The 21423-nt window shown below is 41.7% G+C and carries 16 protein-coding genes and 2 tRNA genes; 5 read left to right on the forward strand and 13 right to left on the reverse strand.

Annotation, left to right across the window (positions count from 1 at the left end):
- Positions 1–428 precede the first annotated feature (428 nt).
- Together rho and trxA are read right to left on the reverse strand one after the other, a co-directional pair.
- Positions 429–1688 carry a transcription termination factor Rho gene (rho, locus tag SJ312_RS21070; protein WP_004906109.1) on the reverse strand — a complete coding sequence of 420 codons (1260 nt, stop codon included), beginning with the start codon at positions 1686–1688 and terminating at the stop codon, positions 429–431.
- Between the two features lie 705 nt (positions 1689–2393).
- Positions 2394–2720: a thioredoxin TrxA gene (gene trxA, locus SJ312_RS21075; protein ID WP_004906112.1), complete on the reverse strand. Its 327-nt coding sequence runs from the start codon at positions 2718–2720 to the stop codon at positions 2394–2396.
- 117 nt (positions 2721–2837) lie between these two features.
- Between trxA and rhlB the strand changes: the two genes are divergently transcribed.
- Entirely contained in the window at positions 2838–4124 is a 1287-nt protein-coding gene (gene rhlB / locus SJ312_RS21080) for an ATP-dependent RNA helicase RhlB (RefSeq protein ID WP_004906115.1), read from the forward strand.
- Positions 4125–4135: 11 nt separating this feature from the next.
- On the forward strand, positions 4136–5638 hold the full coding sequence (gppA, locus tag SJ312_RS21085; protein WP_272574915.1) for a guanosine-5'-triphosphate,3'-diphosphate diphosphatase: 1503 nt from the start codon (positions 4136–4138) through the stop codon (positions 5636–5638).
- A gap of 52 nt (positions 5639–5690) precedes the next feature.
- Here gppA and rep read toward each other — a convergent pair whose 3' ends face one another.
- Together rep and ilvC are read right to left on the reverse strand one after the other, a co-directional pair.
- On the reverse strand, positions 5691–7715 hold the full coding sequence (gene rep, locus SJ312_RS21090) for a DNA helicase Rep (RefSeq protein ID WP_319868324.1): 2025 nt from the start codon (positions 7713–7715) through the stop codon (positions 5691–5693).
- A 329-nt stretch (positions 7716–8044) separates the two neighbouring features.
- Positions 8045–9517: a ketol-acid reductoisomerase gene (gene ilvC, locus SJ312_RS21095; protein ID WP_036958818.1), complete on the reverse strand. Its 1473-nt coding sequence runs from the start codon at positions 9515–9517 to the stop codon at positions 8045–8047.
- Positions 9518–9690: 173 nt separating this feature from the next.
- On the opposite strand from ilvC, the gene ilvY reads away from it, so the two are divergent.
- On the forward strand, positions 9691–10587 hold the full coding sequence (ilvY, locus tag SJ312_RS21100; protein WP_004906122.1) for an HTH-type transcriptional activator IlvY: 897 nt from the start codon (positions 9691–9693) through the stop codon (positions 10585–10587).
- Here ilvY and ilvA read toward each other — a convergent pair.
- The 6 genes from ilvA to ilvL all read right to left on the reverse strand — a co-directional run bounded on the left by ilvA (position 10579) and on the right by ilvL (position 17158).
- Positions 10579–12153, reverse strand: a complete 1575-nt coding sequence (gene ilvA / locus SJ312_RS21105) for a threonine ammonia-lyase, biosynthetic (protein ID WP_144140410.1) — start codon at positions 12151–12153, stop codon at positions 10579–10581. The genes ilvY and ilvA overlap by 9 nt on opposite strands.
- A gap of 2 nt (positions 12154–12155) precedes the next feature.
- Positions 12156–14006: a dihydroxy-acid dehydratase gene (ilvD, locus tag SJ312_RS21110; RefSeq protein WP_094962446.1), complete on the reverse strand. Its 1851-nt coding sequence runs from the start codon at positions 14004–14006 to the stop codon at positions 12156–12158.
- 67 nt (positions 14007–14073) lie between these two features.
- The gene (locus tag SJ312_RS21115) at positions 14074–15000 is read right to left on the reverse strand and encodes a branched-chain amino acid transaminase (RefSeq protein ID WP_004906127.1); all 927 of its coding nucleotides are present in this window, start codon (positions 14998–15000) and stop codon (positions 14074–14076) included.
- An 11-nt stretch (positions 15001–15011) separates the two neighbouring features.
- Positions 15012–15281 (reverse strand): acetolactate synthase 2 small subunit, encoded by a 270-nt coding sequence (gene ilvM / locus SJ312_RS21120; RefSeq protein WP_004906129.1) that lies wholly within the window; start codon positions 15279–15281, stop codon positions 15012–15014.
- Positions 15278–16924: an acetolactate synthase 2 catalytic subunit gene (gene ilvG, locus SJ312_RS21125; protein ID WP_110591025.1), complete on the reverse strand. Its 1647-nt coding sequence runs from the start codon at positions 16922–16924 to the stop codon at positions 15278–15280. The genes ilvM and ilvG overlap by 4 nt, the downstream gene beginning before the upstream one ends.
- Before the next feature lie 132 nt (positions 16925–17056).
- On the reverse strand, positions 17057–17158 hold the full coding sequence (gene ilvL / locus SJ312_RS21130; RefSeq protein ID WP_071524553.1) for an ilv operon leader peptide: 102 nt from the start codon (positions 17156–17158) through the stop codon (positions 17057–17059).
- A gap of 479 nt (positions 17159–17637) precedes the next feature.
- On the opposite strand from ilvL, the gene SJ312_RS21135 reads away from it, so the two are divergent.
- Entirely contained in the window at positions 17638–19164 is a 1527-nt protein-coding gene (locus tag SJ312_RS21135; protein ID WP_319868325.1) for a YifB family Mg chelatase-like AAA ATPase, read from the forward strand.
- 104 nt (positions 19165–19268) lie between these two features.
- On the opposite strand, the gene SJ312_RS21140 is transcribed toward SJ312_RS21135, so the two are convergent.
- Positions 19269–19607, reverse strand: a complete 339-nt coding sequence (locus SJ312_RS21140) for a DUF413 domain-containing protein (RefSeq protein WP_036958821.1) — start codon at positions 19605–19607, stop codon at positions 19269–19271.
- Positions 19608–19719: 112 nt separating this feature from the next.
- On the opposite strand from SJ312_RS21140, the gene hdfR reads away from it, so the two are divergent.
- Positions 19720–20559 (forward strand): HTH-type transcriptional regulator HdfR, encoded by an 840-nt coding sequence (gene hdfR / locus SJ312_RS21145; RefSeq protein ID WP_004906133.1) that lies wholly within the window; start codon positions 19720–19722, stop codon positions 20557–20559.
- Between the two features lie 572 nt (positions 20560–21131).
- Here hdfR and SJ312_RS21150 read toward each other — a convergent pair.
- Both SJ312_RS21150 and SJ312_RS21155 read right to left on the reverse strand, forming a co-directional pair.
- A tRNA-Trp gene (locus tag SJ312_RS21150) sits at positions 21132–21207 on the reverse strand.
- An 8-nt stretch (positions 21208–21215) separates the two neighbouring features.
- A tRNA-Asp gene (locus tag SJ312_RS21155) sits at positions 21216–21292 on the reverse strand.
- Between the last annotated feature and the right edge of the window lie 131 nt (positions 21293–21423).

Consider the following 21423-nt stretch of genomic DNA (forward strand, 5'->3'; position numbering starts at 1 on the left):
GGTAATTTTATACTGAATAGCTGCAATATGCATGCCATAAAAGCAATACTCTAAAGTTGAGTTAATCGATTGATGTTTAAATAGGCGCTTGATGATTAAATAATAAAGTGGCGAAAATAAATTTAACGCTAATCACAAAATAAATATTTTCATGAATTTATCTTTTAATTCAATAAATTAAAGCATATTCGTTAGTATTTCCTATCGTTTATTATTAATTTTTTAATAAAAACTCCATCTGTTACCCAATGCTATTTATAAATGAACCAAATAAAACATGTTCTTAATTTATTGAAAATAAATCAGTAAAATATTAAACCTGCTTAATATGGTAGGCTTTAATTTTTATACACAACTATCGAGTATGAAAACAAAAAAAAGGTGCCATAACAGGCACCTTTTTTATAATACGCAGAGAACCTTAACGGTTACGCTCTTTTCATAAAATCAAAGAACTCTTCGTTGGTTTTTGTCATCGCTAACTTACTGATGAGGAACTCCATCGCATCGATTTCGCCCATTGGGTGAATAATCTTACGTAGGATCCACATTTTTTGTAACTCATCTTGCGATGTAAGTAACTCTTCTTTACGCGTACCTGAACGGTTGTAGTCTATTGCAGGGAAAACACGTTTTTCTGCAATCTTACGAGATAGGTGCAGTTCCATGTTACCTGTACCTTTAAACTCTTCGTAAATAACTTCATCCATCTTAGAACCAGTATCAACCAGTGCAGTTGCAATGATTGTCAGGCTTCCACCTTCTTCAACATTACGAGCAGCACCGAAGAAACGTTTTGGACGGTGTAATGCGTTAGCATCCACACCACCGGTTAATACTTTCCCAGAGGAAGGTACAACCGTGTTATATGCACGAGCTAGACGCGTAATAGAGTCGAGTAAAATGATAACGTCTTTTTTATGTTCAACTAGACGTTTCGCTTTTTCAATCACCATTTCAGCGACTTGGACGTGACGTGCTGCAGGCTCATCGAAAGTTGAAGCAATAACTTCACCTTTAACCAAACGCTGCATTTCTGTCACTTCCTCAGGACGTTCATCGATCAACAGAACCATCAGAACGCAATCAGGGTAATTGTGTGCAATATTCGCTGCAATATTTTGCAGTAACATTGTTTTACCGGCTTTCGGTGGAGCCACAATCAGACCACGTTGACCACGACCGATTGGAGCCGCTAAGTCTAGTACACGAGCAGTTAAATCTTCAGTTGAACCATTACCACGTTCCATGCGCAGACGACGGTTTGCATGTAATGGAGTGAGGTTTTCGAAAAGAATTTTACTGCGGGCATTTTCAGGTTTGTCGTAATTAACTTCGTTGACTTTCAGGAGGGCAAAATAACGTTCACCTTCTTTAGGAGGACGAATTTTTCCTGAAATTGTGTCACCTGTACGTAGGTTAAAACGGCGGATTTGGCTAGGAGAAACGTAGATATCATCAGGACCTGCGAGGTAAGAACTGTCTGCTGAACGGAGGAAACCAAATCCATCCTGCAATATTTCCAGTACGCCATCGCCGAAAATATCTTCGCCACTTTTCGCATGCTGCTTCAAAATAGAGAAAATAATATCCTGCTTTCTCATACGGGCTAAGTTCTCTAGCCCCATGTTTTCGCCTAACGTAATCAATTCTGATACTGGCGTATTTTTTAATTCGGTAAGATTCATAATGGTGGGTTCTTTAACTCGGGGTAATTCTCGAACTATGAACGTAAATTGACGGCAGCTTACTATTAAGTGCCAGTTTAACTTTATACTGCCCTGTTGCTCACTAATTTTTACCAAAAGCAAACAACAATGCAAAAAAATCTTGTGCTAGCCATTACTAAGATTGCTCTAACATTTGACTGCAACTCATCTTGATGATGTGTGACATATTATTAGAAACACACACAATATTAGCAATAGTTTTTTGTACATTTAGGACAACATCCATCCCAATATCGCAAATTTAATGTCAGATTAGCATTAAAAAACACATAATTGCTAAAGACAAACCTGCCCCACTTCGTTTTTATATCCCTATGATATAAAAATATTGAATTTCATTGCGTTCGCTTATGCGCTATCTTTAATTCATATGAGAGATGCATTGAAACCGAAGATATTGAATACTGCTATAACTCAATGTCTAAACTTTCAATTTTCATATTTAAAATCATTACGCCATCAGTTTTTTGATCAATAACAATCATCACAATACTGAACTAACAAGCTAGATATGTAAGATAAGAGCAATGGAATACAAGGTAATTCATATGGGTGCTATACGAGGAATGACGATAACTTATCATGCTTAAGTGAAGACGTCTAGCGGCTCTCTAGATAAAATAGATATACCGCTAAACGTTTTAGCTTACATATAACGATAACTTACAGATTTTCGTCTAAAAATTCTTTCAGTTGCGTTTTTGATAATGCCCCAACTTTCGTTGCTGCGACTTCACCATTTTTGAATAAAAGCAAGGTCGGGATACCACGAATTCCATATTTTGGAGCGGTAGCAGGGTTTTCATCAATATTCAGTTTTGCGATGGTCAGTTTGCCTGTATATTCTTCAGCAACTTCATCAAGAATAGGCGCGATCATTTTACAAGGACCACACCATGCAGCCCAAAAATCGACGAGAACAGGTGAACTTGCGTTCAGAACTTCAGTTGCAAAACTTGCATCAGTTATATGTATAATTTTATCGCTCATGTTGTACTCCAAAGGATCATCTTTTGCAGACTTAGTGTAACATTATTGGCAGCAGTATGCTTTATTTCAAAAGATACACTTTCGTAAACCAACCGTTAACTGATATTCTAACATACTATGAGTAAAGCACACTTGACAGAAAAGAAGTTTTCCGACTTCGCATTGCACCCTAAAGTCATTGAAGCTCTGAATAAAAAAGGCTTCAATTTTTGCACGCCTATACAGGCGTCCACCTTGCCTTTTACTGTCGAAGGCAAAGACGTGGCGGGTCAAGCGCAAACTGGTACAGGTAAAACGTTAGCTTTTTTAACGTCTACATTCCATTATTTATTAACTCACCCCGCTATTGAGGGTAAAAAAGCGAATCAGCCTCGTGCGCTGATTATGGCACCGACACGCGAACTTGCGGTACAAATTTATTCGGATGCGAAAGAGCTAGCTGAGTACACTGGCCTGAAAATGGGGCTAGCCTACGGTGGTGACGGCTATGATGAGCAGCTTAAGGTTTTACAAAACGGTGTTGATATCCTTATTGGTACAACAGGCCGTTTAATCGACTACGCGAAACAAGGCCATGTCGACTTAAGTGCGGTTCAAGTTGTGGTACTTGATGAAGCCGACCGCATGTATGATCTTGGTTTTATTAAAGATATTCGCTGGATTTTCCGTCGTATGCCAGGTGCTGCAGAAAGGCTTAATTTGCTGTTTTCTGCAACTTTATCTTACCGAGTAAGAGAATTAGCTTTCGAGCAAATGAATAACCCTGAATATGTTGAGGTCGAACCTTTACAAAAAACAGGTCATCGTATCAAAGAAGAGTTATTTTACCCTTCTAATGAAGAAAAAATGCGCTTACTCCAAACGCTTCTTGAAGAAGAGTGGCCAGAGCGTTGTATTATTTTCGCCAATACAAAACACCGTTGTGATGATATTTGGGCGCATTTAGCTGCTGATGGTCATCGTGTAGGTTTGTTGACCGGCGATGTCGCACAGAAAAAGCGACTGCGTATATTAGAGCAATTCACACAAGGCCATTTAGATATTTTAGTGGCAACTGATGTTGCAGCTCGTGGTTTACATATTCCATCAGTTACTCATGTATTTAATTACGACTTACCTGATGACTGTGAAGATTACGTACACCGTATTGGTCGTACTGGTCGTGCTGGTGAAAGCGGAAACTCAATTAGCTTAGCCTGTGAAGAATATTCACTTAACCTGCCTGCTATTGAAGAATATATTCAACACTCAATCCCTGTTAGTAAGTATAACAGTGATGCATTATTGAGCGATTTACCGGCACCAAAACGCCGCCATCGCCCACGCCCTGGAGGCCAGCGCCGTAATTCGAATTCGCAGCGTCGCCACAATGGCCCACGAAACAACCATAAACGTCCAGGCTGAGTAAAAACGATATGCTGAAATCTTCTTCTCTTTATGCCGCCATCGATTTAGGCTCAAACAGTTTTCATATGCTAGTCGTACGTGAAACTGCTGGTAGCATTCAGGTGATCTCTAGGGTTAAACGCAAAGTTCGTCTTGCTGCAGGGTTAGATAACAACAACCTGCTTTCTGAGCAAGCAATGGAGCGAGGCTGGCAATGTTTACGCCTGTTTTCGGAACACTTACAAGATATTCCGAATACACAAATTCGTGTTGTCGCGACTGCGACTTTGCGTTTAGCTAAAAATGCCGATGTTTTCATCGAAAAAGCCAGTCAAATTTTAGGAAACCCTGTAAAAGTTATTCAAGGGGAAGAAGAAGCTCGCTTAATTTATCAAGGTGTTGCACATACAACTGGTGGGCCAGATCAACGCTTAGTGGTTGATATTGGTGGGGGAAGTACTGAACTTGTTACAGGTACTGGCGCAAAAGCGGAGCAACTCTATAGTCTTGAAATGGGTTGTGTGACTTGGCTTGAACGCTACTTTGGCGATAGAAGTTTAACCGAAGAAAACTTCTCAGCGGCTCAAGCTGCTGCACATAGTGTCATCGCCCCTATTGCAGAGTCACTCAAGACACATGGGTGGAAAATATGTGTTGGAGCATCCGGTACTGTACAAGCCATTCAGGAAATCATGATTGCCCAAGGCATGGATGAACTGATCACCCTTTCTAAGTTACAACAGCTTAAGCGCAAAGCCATTCAATGCCAAAAACTTGAAGAGCTTGAAATTGACGGCTTAACCTTCGAACGTGCCCTTGTTTTTCCAAGCGGCTTGTCTATTTTGATTGCTATCTTTGAAACATTAGACATTGATAACATGACACTTGCTGGCGGAGCACTTCGTGAAGGGCTTGTCTATGGTATGTTACAGCTTCCTATTGAGCAGGATATTCGCGCTCGTACCGTTCGCAATATTCAACGGCGCTTCCAAGTCGATATCGAACAAGCTGGCCGAGTCCGTCAACTTGCAGAATATTTTTATTTACAAGTCGCGAAAGATTGGGGCTTAGATACACGCTGTCGTGATTTACTATCGAGTGCATGCGCCTTACATGAAATCGGCTTGAGTGTCGATTTCCGTAAAGGCCCCGAGCACGCGAGCTACCTCATAACACACCTTGATTTACCTGGCTTCACTCCAGCTCAAAAACGGTTACTTGCTGCATTATTGAAAAATCAGCAAGGCCCTATCGATTTAACACCATTAAGCCAACAAAATGCGCTACCCATACAGCATACATATGATTTATGTCGTTTACTCCGCCTCGCCATTATTTTTGCGAGCCGTAGACGGGATGATACCTTGCCTGCACTAAGACTTAATGTGAATGCACAAAGGCTAACCATTACACTGCCTTATCGTTGGTTATCTGCTCACCCTCTACGAGCGGAAAATTTACAGCAAGAAGTTCAATGGCAGGGCTATGTGAATTGGGTTTTAGAGTTGGAAGAACGTAATAGTTCAAATTGATAATATATTCCACACTAGACCTACTCTAGTGTGGAAATTCAATTAGTTGTGGTTACTCACTTTTTTTATTTAGCCCTAAGCGCGCTTTAATATCGGCTAAAGCTGATTGCCCTTTCTGCATACGCTCCTGCGCACTAACCACTTTACGCTGTTGCTCCCATTGTAAATCATCTTGTGGCAATTCAAGGAGAAAACGGCTTAATTCGGGACGGATCAATTCACCATATTGACGACGCTCACGACAATGAGAAAAGAATAACTCTCTTTGCGCTCTTGTGATCCCTACATAAGCTAAACGGCGTTCTTCATCAATATTATTTTCATCAATACTGCTTTGATGTGGCAGCAGCCCTTCTTCCATACCGACCAAAAAAACATAAGGAAATTCAAGGCCTTTAGACGCATGCAACGTCATGAGTTGAACTTGGTCTGATTCTTCATCATCCTCACCACGCTCCATCATATCGCGCAGCGTAAAGCGTGTAACCACTTGGCTCAATGTCATTGGGTCATTGAGATCATCACCTTCCACCATTTCACTCATCCATGTGAACAATTGGTTGACGTTTTTCATTCGCATTTCAGCAGCTTTAGTACTGGTCGACGTTTCATATAACCAGCTTTCATAATCCATTTCGCGCAGTAAATCACGCACCGCAATTAAAGGTTCACGTTCCGACGTTCGAACAATACTGTCCATCCAATGAGTGAAACGCTGTAATGCATCTAATCCTTTGCCTTTTAAAATTTGTTCAAGCCCTAGATCAAAGCTGGCCTGATATAAGCTTTTCCCTCGCTGGTTTGCCCATTCCCCAAGTTTTTGGATAGTTTTAGGACCAATCTCTCGACGTGGAGTATTTACTATGCGTAAAAAAGCACTGTCATCTTCAGGGTTAGTTAATACTCGCAAATAGGCTAATAAGTCTTTAATTTCAGGGCGGGAGAAAAACGAAGTCCCCCCCGAAATGCGATACGGAATACGATTTTGCATCAACATTTTTTCAAAAATACGCGATTGATGGTTACCGCGATACAAAATGGCGTAATCTTTATATTCCGTCTTATTAATAAAATGGTGTGCAATAAGCTCCCCAATCACTCTTTCGGCTTCATGGTCTTCATTGTTTGCCGTAAGAACCCGAAGTGGCGCTCCATATCCCAATTCAGAAAATAATTTTTTTTCAAATACATGAGGATTATTGGCAATTAAAATATTTGCAGCCTTTAAAATTCGTTCAGATGAACGGTAATTTTGCTCAAGCTTAATGACATTTAACTTAGGGAAGTCCTGATTTAATAAAACCAAGTTTTGCGGCCTTGCTCCACGCCATGAATAGATTGACTGGTCGTCATCACCCACGACAGTAAACCTTGCTCGCTGCCCCACAAGCAATTTAACCAACTGATATTGGCTCGTATTGGTATCTTGATACTCATCCACCAGCAAGTAGCGAATTTTTTGCTGCCAGCGTTCACCAACTTCTTCATTTTGATATAACAACATAGTAGGTTTGCTGATTAAGTCATCAAAATCCAACACATTGCAACTTTTCAGATGAAGTTCATAGCGGCGATAACACTCGGCAAAGTGATGCTCTTTCTCACTCCGTGCTTGGCCTATAACTTGTTGTGGCGAGATAAGATCATTTTTCCAATTAGAGATCGCTGAGATCAATTGTTTGAGTAAGTCTTTATCTTCTTCTAGCAAGTCAAAAGTGAGTTCTTTCAACAATGCCATCTGGTCTTGGTCGTCAAATAGCGAAAAGTTGGCTTTAATACCCAGCGCTTTATATTCACGCTTAATAATTTCCAAGCCTAATGTATGGAAGGTGGATATGATCAAACCACGCGCTTCTTTTTTACCCAAGGTTTGTGCCACGCGCTCTTTCATTTCCCGCGCCGCTTTATTGGTGAAAGTCACCGCTGCAATTTGCCGAGGCTGATAACCGCATTGGCGAATTAAATGCGCAATTTTATTGGTAATAACACGTGTTTTGCCTGACCCAGCCCCCGCCAATACAAGGCACGGGCCATCGACAAATTCAACTGCCTGCTGTTGGCTAGGATTCAATCGCATGGCTTCTCTACATCACTCAGTTATTCAAAATGGAACTCGCTACAGATTGTAGCAGAAACCGACCCAACTCTTGAGCAACGATCTTCTCTATTTATAAAAAACAAAAAACCACATCATCCATCCGAATAATGTGGTTTTGTTCTTTTTCTTTTATAACATCAATGCTTTTTTCTACACTATTGCAAGAGAAAACATGGTGATTATCCAAAGCATTTCGCGTTCTAGGTAGGAAGCAAATAAGATTATCCCAAGGAGCATACTAAAGTATGTGACTTGGGTAATCTTAAGAAGCTGACACCCCTAGAGCGTGAAAGGGGAAGGATAATGAGTTAGCCGACCGCAATCTTCTTCATATCCGTCATATAACCACGTAACGTCTTACCGATCTTCTCAATCGGATGGTTACGGATAGCTTCGTTGATATCACGTAACTGTGCATTATCAGTGCCATTATCGGCAACTGGTTTCGCTAAATCCCCTGCTTGTAACTTCGTCATGAAATCCTTCAGCATTGGCACAACTGCGAATGAGAACAGATAGTTACCATACTCTGCAGTATCAGAGATAACCACGTTCATTTCATATAAACGTTTACGAGCAATGGTGTTCGCAATCAGTGGTAATTCATGCAGTGATTCATAGTAAGCCGATTCTTCTAAGATACCCGCTTCTAACATCGTATCGAACGCTAACTCAACGCCTGCTTTAACCATTGCAACTAACAGAACACCGTGGTCAAAATACTCTTGTTCTGCGATTTTCCCTTCATATTCAGGGTAATTTTCAAATGCTGTTTTGCCTGTCTCTTCACGCCATGTCAGCAAGTTTTTATCATCATTTGCCCAGTCTGCCATCATGGTTGCAGAAAATTCACCTGAAATGATGTCATCCATATGTTTTTGGAACAATGGCGCCATAATGGTTTTCAGTTGTTCAGATAATGCATAAGCACGAATTTTTGCAGGGTTAGACAAACGGTCCATCATCAGCGTGATACCGCCTTGTTTCAGTGCTTCGGTGATAGTTTCCCAGCCAAACTGAATTAATTTTCCTGCGTAGCCTGGCTCAACACCGTCTGCGACCATTTTGTCGTAACTCAGTAATGCCCCCGCTTGCAGCATTCCACACAGAATAGTTTGCTCGCCCATCAGGTCAGACTTAACTTCTGCAACAAATGAGGATTCCAAAACACCTGCACGGTGGCCACCAGTCGCTGCTGCCCACGCTTTGGCAATCGCCATCCCCTCACCTTTCGGGTCATTTTCTGGGTGTACTGCAATCAGCGTTGGAACACCAAAACCACGCTTGTATTCTTCACGAACTTCAGTACCTGGGCATTTTGGCGCTACCATCACAACAGTAATATCTTTACGAATTTCTTCGCCAACTTCAACAATGTTGAAGCCATGTGAATAACCCAGTGCTGCACCTTGTTTCATCATAGGCTGAACAGCGCGAACAACGGTTGAGTGCTGCTTGTCTGGCGTTAAGTTAATAACCAAATCAGCGGTAGGGATCAGTTCTTCATAAGTACCAACTTTGAAACCATTTTCTGTCGCTTTGCGCCATGAAGCACGTTTCTCTGCAATTGCTTCATCACGTAATGCATAAGCAATATCTAAACCTGAATCACGCATATTCAGGCCTTGGTTTAAACCTTGCGCTCCACAACCGACGATGACGATTTTTTTACCTTTCAGAAAACCTGCTTCATCTGCAAACTCTTCGCGCTGCATAAAACGGCACTTGCCTAATTGAGCTAACTGCTCACGCAAATTCAATGTGTTAAAATAATTCGCCATTGTCATACTCCATTGTTCTGTTGTGTTCGTTATGTCAGGCAATCTGCCTGTCGCTCATTTTTGAGCGTTTATGGATTTACTATATGCGATGTTTCGCATTGCTTAAATTGATATATTAACAATACAATGTTGCAATATCTGCAACATCATTAATTATGTTATTAGAGGGCAAAATGGACATTCGCGATCTCAAGCTTTTTTTGCATTTAGCACAAAGTTGCCACTTCGGGCGCACATCTAAAGCGATGCATGTCAGCCCTTCCACGTTGTCTCGACAAATACAACGTCTCGAAGAACAGCTTGGTCACCCACTATTTGTGCGAGATAACCGCTCAGTTAAATTGACCCAAGCAGGGGAACACCTTAAGCAATTTGCCCAACAAACATTATTGCAATATCAACAGCTGCAACATGCTCTCAACCAGCAAAGTCCATCGCTCAGTGGGGAACTACATCTTTTTTGCTCAGTTACAGCAGCTTATAGTCATTTACCCGAAGTTTTAGATAAATTCCGTGCGCTACACCCATTAGTGGAAATTAAACTCACGACAGGGGACGCAGCGGATGCTGTCGAAAAAGTGGAAACTCATGAAGCTGATCTTGGCATCGCCGGGAAACCCGAGCGCTTACCTGATAACGTCCGTTTTGCAAAAATCGGCGAAATCCCTCTCGTTTTGATTGCTCCATCACTACCCTGTGCTGTACGAAGCATGGTAACAGAAGCGGAACCTGATTGGTCTACCGTCCCCTTTATCCTGCCTGAGCACGGCCCATCTCGTAAACGTATCGAACTCTGGTTCCGTCGCCATAATATCAATAACCCTGTCATTTATGCGACGGTATCAGGCCATGAGGCAATTGTGTCAATGGTGGCTTTGGGATGCGGTATTGCCTTGATTCCTAGTGTGGTCGTTGATAACAGCCCAGAACCCGTACGCAGCCGTATTTCACAGCTCGATAATATTTCAATGGTAGAACCTTTTGAACTCGGCGTTTGCCTATTAAGCAAACGCCTGAGTGAACCATTAATTAAAGCGTTTTGGGAATTACTCCCAGACAACTCAATCTAAGGTTCTTTGGCTATCTTGCGGCGCTAAGAAAAAACGGAAAGACGGGTTTCCTGTTTCATCATGATATTCATAACCTAACGCATCAAGATGCCTATCAAAACGTACTTCTGGCCCAGCCAGTTCAAACGCCGCCAGCACTCGCCCATAATCTGTACCATGGCTGCGATAATGAAATAACGTAATATTCCAATGAGTCCCAAGTGTCTCTAAGAATCTCAGTAATGCACCTGGAGACTCTGGAAATTCAAAGCTATACAATCTTTCATCTAATGGCTTTGATGGGCGACCACCAATCATATAACGCACATGAAGTTTTGCCATTTCATCATCTGATAAATCATCGACTTCATAGCCGTTACTTCTAAGTTCTTGGATAATCTCCGAGCGCTCGCCATCACGGCCACTTAAACGCACCCCAACAAAAATACAAGCACGGTCAGGATCGGCATCCGTATATCGATAGTTAAACTCCGTAATGGCTCGATGGCCTAGTAACTGGCAAAAACGTAAGAAACTCCCTTTTTGCTCAGGAATGGTCACTGCCAGCAAAGCTTCTCGTTGTTCACCAATTTCACAGCGCTCAGAAACATAACGCAGCCCGTGGAAATTCATATTCGCACCGGACAAAATATGTGCTAAACGTTCGCCTTTGATGTTGTGCTGCTGTACATATTTTTTCAATCCTGCCAATGCCAAAGCGCCTGAAGGCTCTGCTATCGCGCGAACATCTTCAAAAATATCTTTCAATGCTGCACAAATGGAATCACTATCAACAGTGATAACATCATCAACATATTGCTGGCACAATCTGAAGGTTTCATCGCCAATACGTTTGACTGCCACACCTTCTGCGAACAAGCCAACACGCGGTAAATCAACAGGGTGCCCAGCCTCCAATGCCGCTTTTAGACAGGCGGCATCTTCAGACTCCACACCAATAATTTTAATCTCTGGCATTAACTGCTTAATAATCACAGCGACGCCCGCAATTAACCCACCGCCACCTACTGGGATAAAAATTCGGTCTAAATGAACATCTTGTTGCAGTAGTTCCAGTGCTATCGTAGCTTGGCCTGCAATGACTGAAGGGTGATCAAAAGGTGGAACGAAGGTGTAGCCATCCTCTTCTGCCATTGTAATGGCTTTCGCTTTCGCTTCATCAAAATTAGCGCCATGTAAAATAGCTTCGCCACCGAAGCTTCGTACTGCATCCACTTTGATATCTGCTGTTGCGACTGGCATGACGATTTTTGCTTTCACACCCACACGGTTTGCCGATAATGCAACGCCTTGAGCGTGGTTCCCTGCAGAAGCGGTCACCACACCTTTGCTTTTTTGCTCTTCGGTTAAACTCGCAATCATGGCGTAAGCACCACGGAGCTTAAAGCTATGTACAGGCTGCCTATCTTCGCGCTTTACTAAAATGGTATTGCCCAAGCGTGAAGATATTTTATCCATCTGTTGAAGAGGCGTTACTTGTGCAGCTTCATAAACCGGCGCACTTAGCGCCGCTTTTAAGTAATCTGCTCCGGTTGGGGCAGCCGGTAATGGTTTTGCTGCAGCCACAATTAGCCCCCTAATTTCGACTTGTCACGAACAGCACCTTTGTCTGCGCTCGTCGCCAAAGAAGCGTAAGCACGCAGAGCAAAAGAAACCTCACGCTGGCGATTACGCGGGGTGTAAGCTTTATCGCCTCGAGCTAATTCAGCTTCACGGCGTTGATTCAATTCGCTTTCACTCACATCCAGCACCATCGTTCTTTTTGGAATATCAATATCAATAATATCGCCATCTTGAACTAATGCTAATAAGCCACCACTCGCTGCTTCTGGCGAAATATGACCGATAGAAAGGCCAGAACTACCGCCCGAAAAACGGCCATCCGTTATTAATGCGCAGCTTTTCCCTAATCCCATTGATTTGAGGTATGAAGTTGGATAAAGCATTTCTTGCATGCCTGGACCACCTTTTGGCCCTTCATAGCGAATAACAACCACATCTCCTTCAACGACTTTGCCACCCAGAATGGCTTCTACTGCGTCATCTTGGCTTTCAAACACTTTGGCTGGGCCACGGAATGTTAAGCTGCCTTCATCAACTCCAGCGGTTTTAACAATACAGCCATCTTCTGCAATATTTCCAGACAGGACAGCCAGCCCTCCATCCAAACTATACGCATGCTCAATACTACGGATACACCCATTCTCACGGTCAGTATCCAATGACGGCCAGCGGCAATTCTGTGAAAAGGCTTTTGTCGTACGGATCCCAGCAGGGCCCGCGGAAAACATCGATTTAACAGACTCGTCCTTCGTTAACATCACATCATATTGCGCTAATGTTTCTTGGAAGCTTAGCCCTAAAATATTAGTTACGTTTTCTTGCAACAAACCTGCACGGCTCAGTTCACCTAAAATACCAATAACACCACCAGCACGGTGAACATCTTCCATATGGTATTTTTGTGTACTCGGTGCAACCTTACACAAATGCGGAACTTTACGTGATAAACGGTCGATATCATCCATGGTGAAATCAATTTCGGCTTCCTGAGCCGCCGCAAGCAAATGCAGAACTGTGTTAGTTGAACCACCCATCGCAATATCCAACGTCATCGCATTTTCAAATGCAGATTTATTGGCGATATTGCGTGGTAACGCACTTTCATCATCTTGTTCGTAATAGCGTTTAGTTAATTCAACAATGCGCTTACCTGCATTGATAAATAAAGTTTCGCGGTCTGCGTGAGTCGCTAATAATGAGCCATTTCCTGGTTGAGATAACCCCAGTGCCTCAGTTAAGCAGTTCATTGAGTTTGCAGTAAACATTCCTGAGCAAGAGCCACACGTTGGGCATGCTGAACGTTCTATTTGCTCGCTATCTGCATCGCTCACATTTGGGTTCGCCCCTTGGATCATGGCATCAACTAAATCGAGCTTGATAATTTGATCTGAAAGCTTAGTTTTACCCGCTTCCATTGGGCCACCCGAAACAAAAATAACCGGAATGTTGAGGCGCAATGACGCCATTAACATGCCTGGCGTGATTTTATCGCAGTTTGAAATACACACCATGGCATCCGCACAGTGTGCGTTTACCATATATTCAACCGAGTCTGCAATTAATTCACGGGAAGGTAAGGAATACAACATTCCGCCATGTCCCATGGCAATCCCATCGTCAACTGCGATTGTATTAAACTCTTTCGCAACACCACCTGCATTTTCAATTTGCTCTGCAACTAATTTGCCTAAATCACGTAAATGTACGTGGCCTGGAACAAACTGTGTGAATGAGTTAACAACAGCAATAATGGGCTTTCCAAAATCAGCATCGGTCATGCCTGTTGCACGCCATAATGCACGAGCCCCAGCCATATTACGACCATGAGTTGTTGTTGCTGAACGGTACTTAGGCATATCTTTAACTCCCGTGTTTAAAACAGGCGGGGAACGTCCGCCTGTAACATCTATTTCAATTTAATTATTAAGGGTTTACTGGATCTAACCAGCCCCATTTATCTTCTGTTGTGCCATCAAATAAGCCAAAGAATGCTTGCTGAATTTGCTTGGTTACTGGGCCACAACGACCAATGCCGACTTGGATACCATCAACGCTACGTACTGGCGTAATTTCGGCAGCTGTGCCTGTCATAAAGACTTCATCAGCAAGATAAAGAGATTCGCGTGATAGTGTTTGCTCACGAACTTCAATACCCAAATCTTTTGCTAACGTTAAAATTGCATCACGTGTAATACCTGGTAATGCAGAGGATGTGAACGGAGGTGTATACAGGATGCCGTCTTTCACCTCAAAAATATTTTCCCCTGCACCTTCTGATAAATACCCATGAACATCTAATGCAATACCTTCTTGGTAACCATGACGACGAGCTTCGCTACCAACTAGCAAAGAAGATAAATAATTACCTCCTGCTTTCGCCCCTGTAGGGATAGTATTTGGCGCCACACGGTTCCAAGAAGACACCATCGCATCAATACCTTGGTCTAACGCTTCTTCACCTAAATACGCCCCCCATGGGAACGCCGCTAAAATAACATCGGTTTTGTAACCGTCTGGTGGGTTAACGCCCATACCAACATCACCAATAAACACTAATGGACGAATATACGCACTGACTAAGTTATTTTTACGCAAAGTTGCACGGCAAGCTTCCATTAACTCTTCAACGCTATAGCTGACAGGCATACGGTAAATTTTCGCTGAATCATGCAAACGTTGCATATGCTCACGGTGGCGGAAGACCACAGGACCTTTATGTGAGTCATAACAACGGACGCCTTCAAACACCGATGTACCATAGTGCAGAGCATGAGACATAACATGAACCTTTGCATCAGCCCATGGCGTCATTTCACCGTTAAACCAAATAAAGTCAGCTTTCTTAGTCATTTGTATATTCCTTACATTGCACTTTGTGTGCGTAATAGTCGTGATTCTTGTTGTAGTACTTCAACTTCTGTAATGTCTGAAAGCTTAGTTAACTGTGCACAAAGCTGAGTTAATGGCCTTTGACTACTTACAGTGAGTTCAATATTAACATTGTCGCCGTCTGTTGATTGCCCCATATTCATGGAATTAATACGAAATCCACGATGGCGAGTGACCCTTAATATACGCTCTAAAACCTCAGGACGGAAACGGGCCAATATCGAGATTTGATGTTGCATCATAATGGTTTCTCCATCATTTTTTCATTACTAGCCCCAGGTGGAACCAACGGCCAGACATTTTCTAGTTCATTAATTGATACCTGTAATAAATAGGCACCTTCGCTATTCAGCAATTCATCTAATGCAGCATTAACTTCTGACTTATCAGTAATTCGTTGGCCTTTGATACCAAACGCACTGGCTAATGCCACAAAATCAGGGTTATCCGTCAAAATCGTTTCACTATAACGCTGCTCAAAAAACAGTTCCTGCCATTGGCGAACCATGCCTAAGCGTTGGTTATCGATCAAAAGGATTTTTACAGGAAGTTGCTTACGTTTGATGGTTCCCAACTCTTGGACATTCATCATAAATGACCCATCCCCAGATACACAGACTACAGTATCCTCAGGCCTAGCAACCTGTGCACCAATTGCCGCAGGGATACCAAACCCCATGGTGCCAAGCCCACTAGAGGTTAAGAAATTTTCAGGGCCATCAACGGTGATATGCTGTGCTGACCACATTTGGTGTTGCCCTACATCGGTGGTCACAACCGTATTTGGTTTCATTTTATCCGACAGCTGTTTCAATAACAGTGGCGCATAAATAGGTTCACCAGGATGGTCATAACGCCAACCAAACTCTTTTTTAAGTTGCTGAACTTCCTGCTGCCAAGGTTCAATTGATTTTTTAAGCATTAATTCAGGGAGTAATACTTTTGCATCACCATGTAGCGCAACATGTGTTTGACGTAATTTGTCTAATTCTACGTGGTCTATATCGATATGAATCACTTTGGCGTTCGGTGCAAAAGTATTCAACTTACCTGTTACCCTATCATCAAAACGAGCACCAACAGCGATGAGTAAGTCACAGCGTTGCACTGAAATATTGGCTGCTTTAGTACCATGCATACCTAACATGCCTAAATAGTTTTCATCTAAAGGGCTCACGGCACCAAGCCCTTTTAACGTTGCAACTGAAGGAACACCTGTAAACTCAATAAATTCACGTAATTCTTTAACGGCACCAGACATTCCAACACCGCCACCAACGTACAACATAGGCTTTTCTGATTGTTCTAATAGCATTCTTGCCTGTTGTATTTCAGATAAAGGTGAAGTGACTTCTTGCTCTACCGGCATTAAAAATGGAGACAACTCAGCTTGTTGTAGCTGAATATCTTTCGGAATATCAATCAGTACAGGACCAGGACGCCCACTATTTGCGATTGCGAAAGCCTCAGCAAGAATGCGAGGTAAATCCTCGATATCTTCAACCAAAAAACTGTGCTTAGTACAAGCTAAGGACAACCCTAAAACATCGATTTCTTGAAAGGCATCGGTTCCAATAAACTCAGAAGCAACCTGCCCAGTAATGGCGACAACAGGAACGGAATCTAACAATGCATCAGCCAATCCCGTGATAACATTTGTTGCGCCAGGACCCGATGTTGCGATACATACCCCTGTTTTCCCTGTTGAACGTGCATATCCAATCGCAGCAATTACAGCCCCTTGCTCATGTCGACACAACAAATGCTCAACTCCGCCATCATACAATGCGTCATAAACTGGCATAATTGCGCCACCAGGATACCCAAATACGGTATCAACTCCCTGTGTTCGCAATGCTTGAACTAACCATTGTGCTCCGTTCATGCTTTATCTCCTGTCCGTCTACTTTATCTATTTGTATTTGTTATGTTTTATTTAGTGTGTTTGCATTCATCAACATTTATGTCAAAAAAAACCCCGCGCCTTTCGGTGCGGGGTTCTCGTGAGATCTGGCTGTTATTTTAGCCTTCGTCGTCCAAGTGCAGCCCCGCACGGTGGGATAATAATCACCACCACGCTAATAATAATTAGGCTAACTGCTTGGATAAATGCGTTCATGAGTTTTACTTTTTCAATATTCTTAATTATCTATTATTTAGAGTTATCATTTTAAAATCGTTTTGACAACTTTTATTTAATTTATTTATTTTCAAAACATTAAATTATTTAAAAATCATATCGTTATCAACAAATTAGCATTATAAACTGCTTAAACTACCGTTTCTCAGTAAAATTCAATAGAATACATAGCATAATCAGCTACATCATCCGCACCAGCCATTCAATACCATTAAGATTCACGCCAAAAAACTAATTACTTTTTCTTATGAATATCCAAGTTCAGTATAGCTTCCACTCTTTATAAAATTAACGCAATCACTGTTATAACAAGTCCTCGAAGCTACTCGACGCAAATTGAAACAGCCTAGTAACTAAGCAATTAAATTATCGAGCAGCTTCGCAAATATGTTATCAACTCAAGATAAACAAACCTAATTTCAGCAGAATATTACTCTGTAAAAAATATTGGAGGGCTTATGACATTAGCAATTGTTTACACTAGAGCATCAATTGGGTTAGAAGCACCTCTTGTTACTGTTGAGGCACATATTAGTAATGGGCTTCCAGGTTTAACACTTGTTGGGCTACCAGAAACAGCAGTAAAAGAAGCAAGAGATAGAGTTCGAAGCGCTCTACTAAATAGCGGGTTTGAATATCCAGCTAAAAAAATGACGGTTAATTTAGCCCCAGCAGATTTACCAAAAGAAAGTGGTCGGTATGACCTTGCCATCGCTATTGCCATACTCGCATCATCAGGGCAAATCCCCCACGATCCATTAAAACAATATGAATTTTTAGGCGAACTTGCTTTGTCTGGCGATGTTCGCTATGTCAACAGTGCTATCCCAGCGGCCCAATCAGCATTAAAACAACAGCGCTCTTTAATACTATCAACGGAGAACCAACACCAACTAGGCCTACTTCCAGATAATAGCGTTTATTTCACGACATCCTTATTAGAGCTCTGCCATTTTTTACATAACAAACACACATTAGTTTGTAATCAACAAGTTCATCAAGCATCTATCCCAACCAAGCAAGAAGGTGATATCAACGATATTATTGGTCAAGAACATGGGAAACGGGCATTAGAAATCTGTGCTGCAGGTGGACACAATTTACTCTTGTTAGGTCCTCCGGGGACAGGAAAAACTATGCTAGCAAGCCGTCTAATGACTTTACTCCCCCCATTAACCTCTCAAGAAGCCTTAGAAGTTGCTTCACTACATAGTTTAAGTGAAAACACAAAAGAAGACATGAATTGGCCAATAAGGCCTTTTAGAGCACCCCACCATAGTGCATCAATTGCCGCTTTAATTGGTGGTGGCTCTCTTCCCAAACCTGGTGAGATCTCACTTGCACACCATGGTGTTTTATTTTTAGATGAATTACCCGAATTTAGCCGCTCGGTATTAGATTCTTTACGAGAACCCCTAGAATCTAGAAAAATTAGCATTTCTCGAGCAAAAGCAAAAGTTTGCTATCCTGCCAGTTTCCAGCTAATTGCGGCCCTAAATCCTAGCCCAACAGGCCATTACCAAGGAAAAATGAGCCGCTCAGCTCCTACTCGCATACTACGTTATCTTTCACGCATATCAGGGCCTTTTATTGACCGATTTGATCTTTCAATAGAGATTCCATTGTTACCTCTCGGTTCATTAAGTAATCAAACTAACCAAGGTGAAACAAGTGAACAGGTTAGACAAAGAGTCGTCGAAGCCAGAAATAGGCAACTTAGGCGAGCTGGAAAAATTAATAGTTTACTAACACCAAGAGAAACCACACAATTTTGCCTGCTAACAACAAAAGATGCGTTATTCTTAGAACATGCATTAAATAAGCTAGGTCTTTCCATTCGAGCTTGGCACAGAATTTTAAGGGTTGCTAGAACAATCGCCGACCTTAATGCCGCAGAAACTATTGAACGTTCAGATTTATTAGAAGCTTTGGGGTATCGAGCAATGGATAAGTTATTGCTTCATTTGCAAAAACAAGTAAGCTGAGAAGAGTGGGCAGATAAGTACTTATTATCCCGTAGAAATGATAAGTACTTATTATCCCGTAGAAATAAAGGGACCGAAGTCCCTCTTATCATACGATGATAATATTAATCATCTGTATCAGTGTAGTCTTCCGATGGGTCTATCTGCGGTTTACCGCCAGATAAAGTATGGAAGCGTTTTGGACGGTTAATACGGCTAGAATATTTTGTCCAAACTTTTTCTTCTGGGGTAGCTGGTTCACGTTCACCACGGCATACAGCGACGAAAAGTTTTTCTTCTTCTGTCTGAGGTGCACGCTTACCTGTATCAAGCTCATTAAAAGCTTGGCCGAGACGTTCTAGCAACTGAGCTTCTTTAATGGTGAAATCACCATGACGAGAAAAGCCACGTGGGTAATGTTTGTTATCAAAAAAACGATTAGTCGTGATGAAGCTATCTGCCATCTGACACACTCCTAACTTATTACAGTCAAACTCTATATGGCGCGGAGTATTAGACAGCATTGACAATCTGTAAAACAAAACATTTAAATCATCACGACAAAAATAATTGGAGATGCATGTGGACAGCGAGTTATTGAGAACTTTTTTAGAGGTCAGTAAAACTAGGCACTTTGGTCGAGCCGCAGAATCACTCTATTTAACGCAATCAGCGGTTAGCTTCCGTATTAGGCAATTAGAAACACAATTAGGTACAAGCCTATTTACGCGGCATAGAAATAATATCCGGTTAACAGCTGCAGGAGAAAGGCTTGTTCCATATGCTGAATCGTTAATGAATACCTGGCTGCAAGCTAAAAAAGAAATATCTCATGCCTCACAACACACAGAGCTTTCTATTGGTGCAACAGCTTCACTTTGGGAAGGTTATCTAACTGACTGGGTAGAAGAACTTTATAATCAACATGATGAACTGCGGCTCGAAGCTAGGGTTTCAACGCGCCAGTCTCTTGTTAAGCAACTACATTCTAGAGAATTAGACTTATTAATCGCAACTGAACCACCTAAAATGGATGAGTTTGAAAGTACAATCATCGGTACGATTGACTTACAACTCATGGCTTCCCAAAAAAATATTGCACTCACAAAATATAATTTTATAAGGCTTGAATGGGGTGCTGACTTCCATCCAAAAAATGAACCTTCATTAACTCAAGATGACACACCTGTTATGATCACTACCTCAGCCCATATTACCCGCCAATTACTTCCTGTATCGCTTTCAGCGGCATTTTTACCTGCTCATTGGGTATATCAATATCCGGGCTTAAAAACGCTCTCAGAAACCTCAATAAACAAACCTTTGTATGCAGTTTGGCTCCAGAAAAACGATCAGCAAGCTCTTATCAATCAACTGATTAAAACTCCAATAAAAAATGCACAGTTAAGTGAATAAAAAATAAGAAGGTGAGTAACAAATCCACTCACCTTCCTATGATCCCATAAACAAACTATAGATCTCTGCAAAATAATCTTAATTGATACTTCATTTTGTTTTTTAATAAGATATATCAATAACAGATAACTGACCAATATTCATACAGCAATACAATGATATTTTGCTTTTTCAGCAAGATAATTTTTGAGCTTAATAAAAATTAAACTACCAACTTTATATATACGCTCATTTTTCTAACTTAAATATTGAGCACAACAAAATATTATTCAACCTGTGAATACATTGAGAAGTATAAAGTCGTAAGTAACAACTCACTGATGATACGAAAAATAAATATAAGATGGTGAAAATAAAAAGTAGCTGGGAGAACGTAACATCACAGTGTATTTAAATAGTGAATACGATTAAGAGATACAAAACAGTGGGATAGCTAATGGGATAAAATAAATTGAAAATTAGCAGAAGGGGAAAAATAACTTTATATTTATAGTCATACGAATAAAGAAAAACCCGATTAAACTAATCGGGTTATCAATAGATACTTCTTTTATTATTACTTAATTGGTAACTGGCAGGGGCGGAGAGACTCGAACTCCCAACACCCGGTTTTGGAGACCGGTGCTCTACCAATTGAACTACGCCCCTAAATTAAGTGGCGGAACGGACGGGACTCGAACCCGCGACCCCCTGCGTGACAGGCAGGTATTCTAACCAACTGAACTACCGCTCCACTTATTCTTTTGCCTTTCGGTTGTTTACTGCTTATTGAGCAATAAACCTTTAATTAATGTCTGGCAGTTCCCTACTCTCACATGGGGAGACCCCACACTACCATCGGCGCTACGGCGTTTCACTGCTGAG

This window comes from Providencia sp. CIM-Carb-044 (assembly GCF_033901115.1).
Taxonomy (GTDB): Bacteria; Pseudomonadota; Gammaproteobacteria; order Enterobacterales; family Enterobacteriaceae; genus Providencia; species Providencia hangzhouensis.

Coding starts and splice junctions, on each gene's coding strand:
- rhlB (WP_004906115.1), top strand. CDS start 2,838: ATGAGTAAAGCACACTTGACAGAAAAGAAGTTTTCCGACTTCGCATTG.
- ilvG (WP_110591025.1), bottom strand. CDS start 16,924: ATGAACGGAGCACAATGGTTAGTTCAAGCATTGCGAACACAGGGAGTT.
- SJ312_RS21135 (WP_319868325.1), top strand. CDS start 17,638: ATGACATTAGCAATTGTTTACACTAGAGCATCAATTGGGTTAGAAGCA.
- SJ312_RS21140 (WP_036958821.1), bottom strand. CDS start 19,607: ATGGCAGATAGCTTCATCACGACTAATCGTTTTTTTGATAACAAACAT.
- trxA (WP_004906112.1), bottom strand. CDS start 2,720: ATGAGCGATAAAATTATACATATAACTGATGCAAGTTTTGCAACTGAA.
- ilvC (WP_036958818.1), bottom strand. CDS start 9,517: ATGGCGAATTATTTTAACACATTGAATTTGCGTGAGCAGTTAGCTCAA.
- ilvM (WP_004906129.1), bottom strand. CDS start 15,281: ATGATGCAACATCAAATCTCGATATTGGCCCGTTTCCGTCCTGAGGTT.
- SJ312_RS21115 (WP_004906127.1), bottom strand. CDS start 15,000: ATGACTAAGAAAGCTGACTTTATTTGGTTTAACGGTGAAATGACGCCA.
- gppA (WP_272574915.1), top strand. CDS start 4,136: ATGCTGAAATCTTCTTCTCTTTATGCCGCCATCGATTTAGGCTCAAAC.
- rep (WP_319868324.1), bottom strand. CDS start 7,715: ATGCGATTGAATCCTAGCCAACAGCAGGCAGTTGAATTTGTCGATGGC.
- hdfR (WP_004906133.1), top strand. CDS start 19,720: ATGCATGTGGACAGCGAGTTATTGAGAACTTTTTTAGAGGTCAGTAAA.
- ilvL (WP_071524553.1), bottom strand. CDS start 17,158: ATGAACGCATTTATCCAAGCAGTTAGCCTAATTATTATTAGCGTGGTG.
- ilvD (WP_094962446.1), bottom strand. CDS start 14,006: ATGCCTAAGTACCGTTCAGCAACAACAACTCATGGTCGTAATATGGCT.
- rho (WP_004906109.1), bottom strand. CDS start 1,688: ATGAATCTTACCGAATTAAAAAATACGCCAGTATCAGAATTGATTACG.
- ilvY (WP_004906122.1), top strand. CDS start 9,691: ATGGACATTCGCGATCTCAAGCTTTTTTTGCATTTAGCACAAAGTTGC.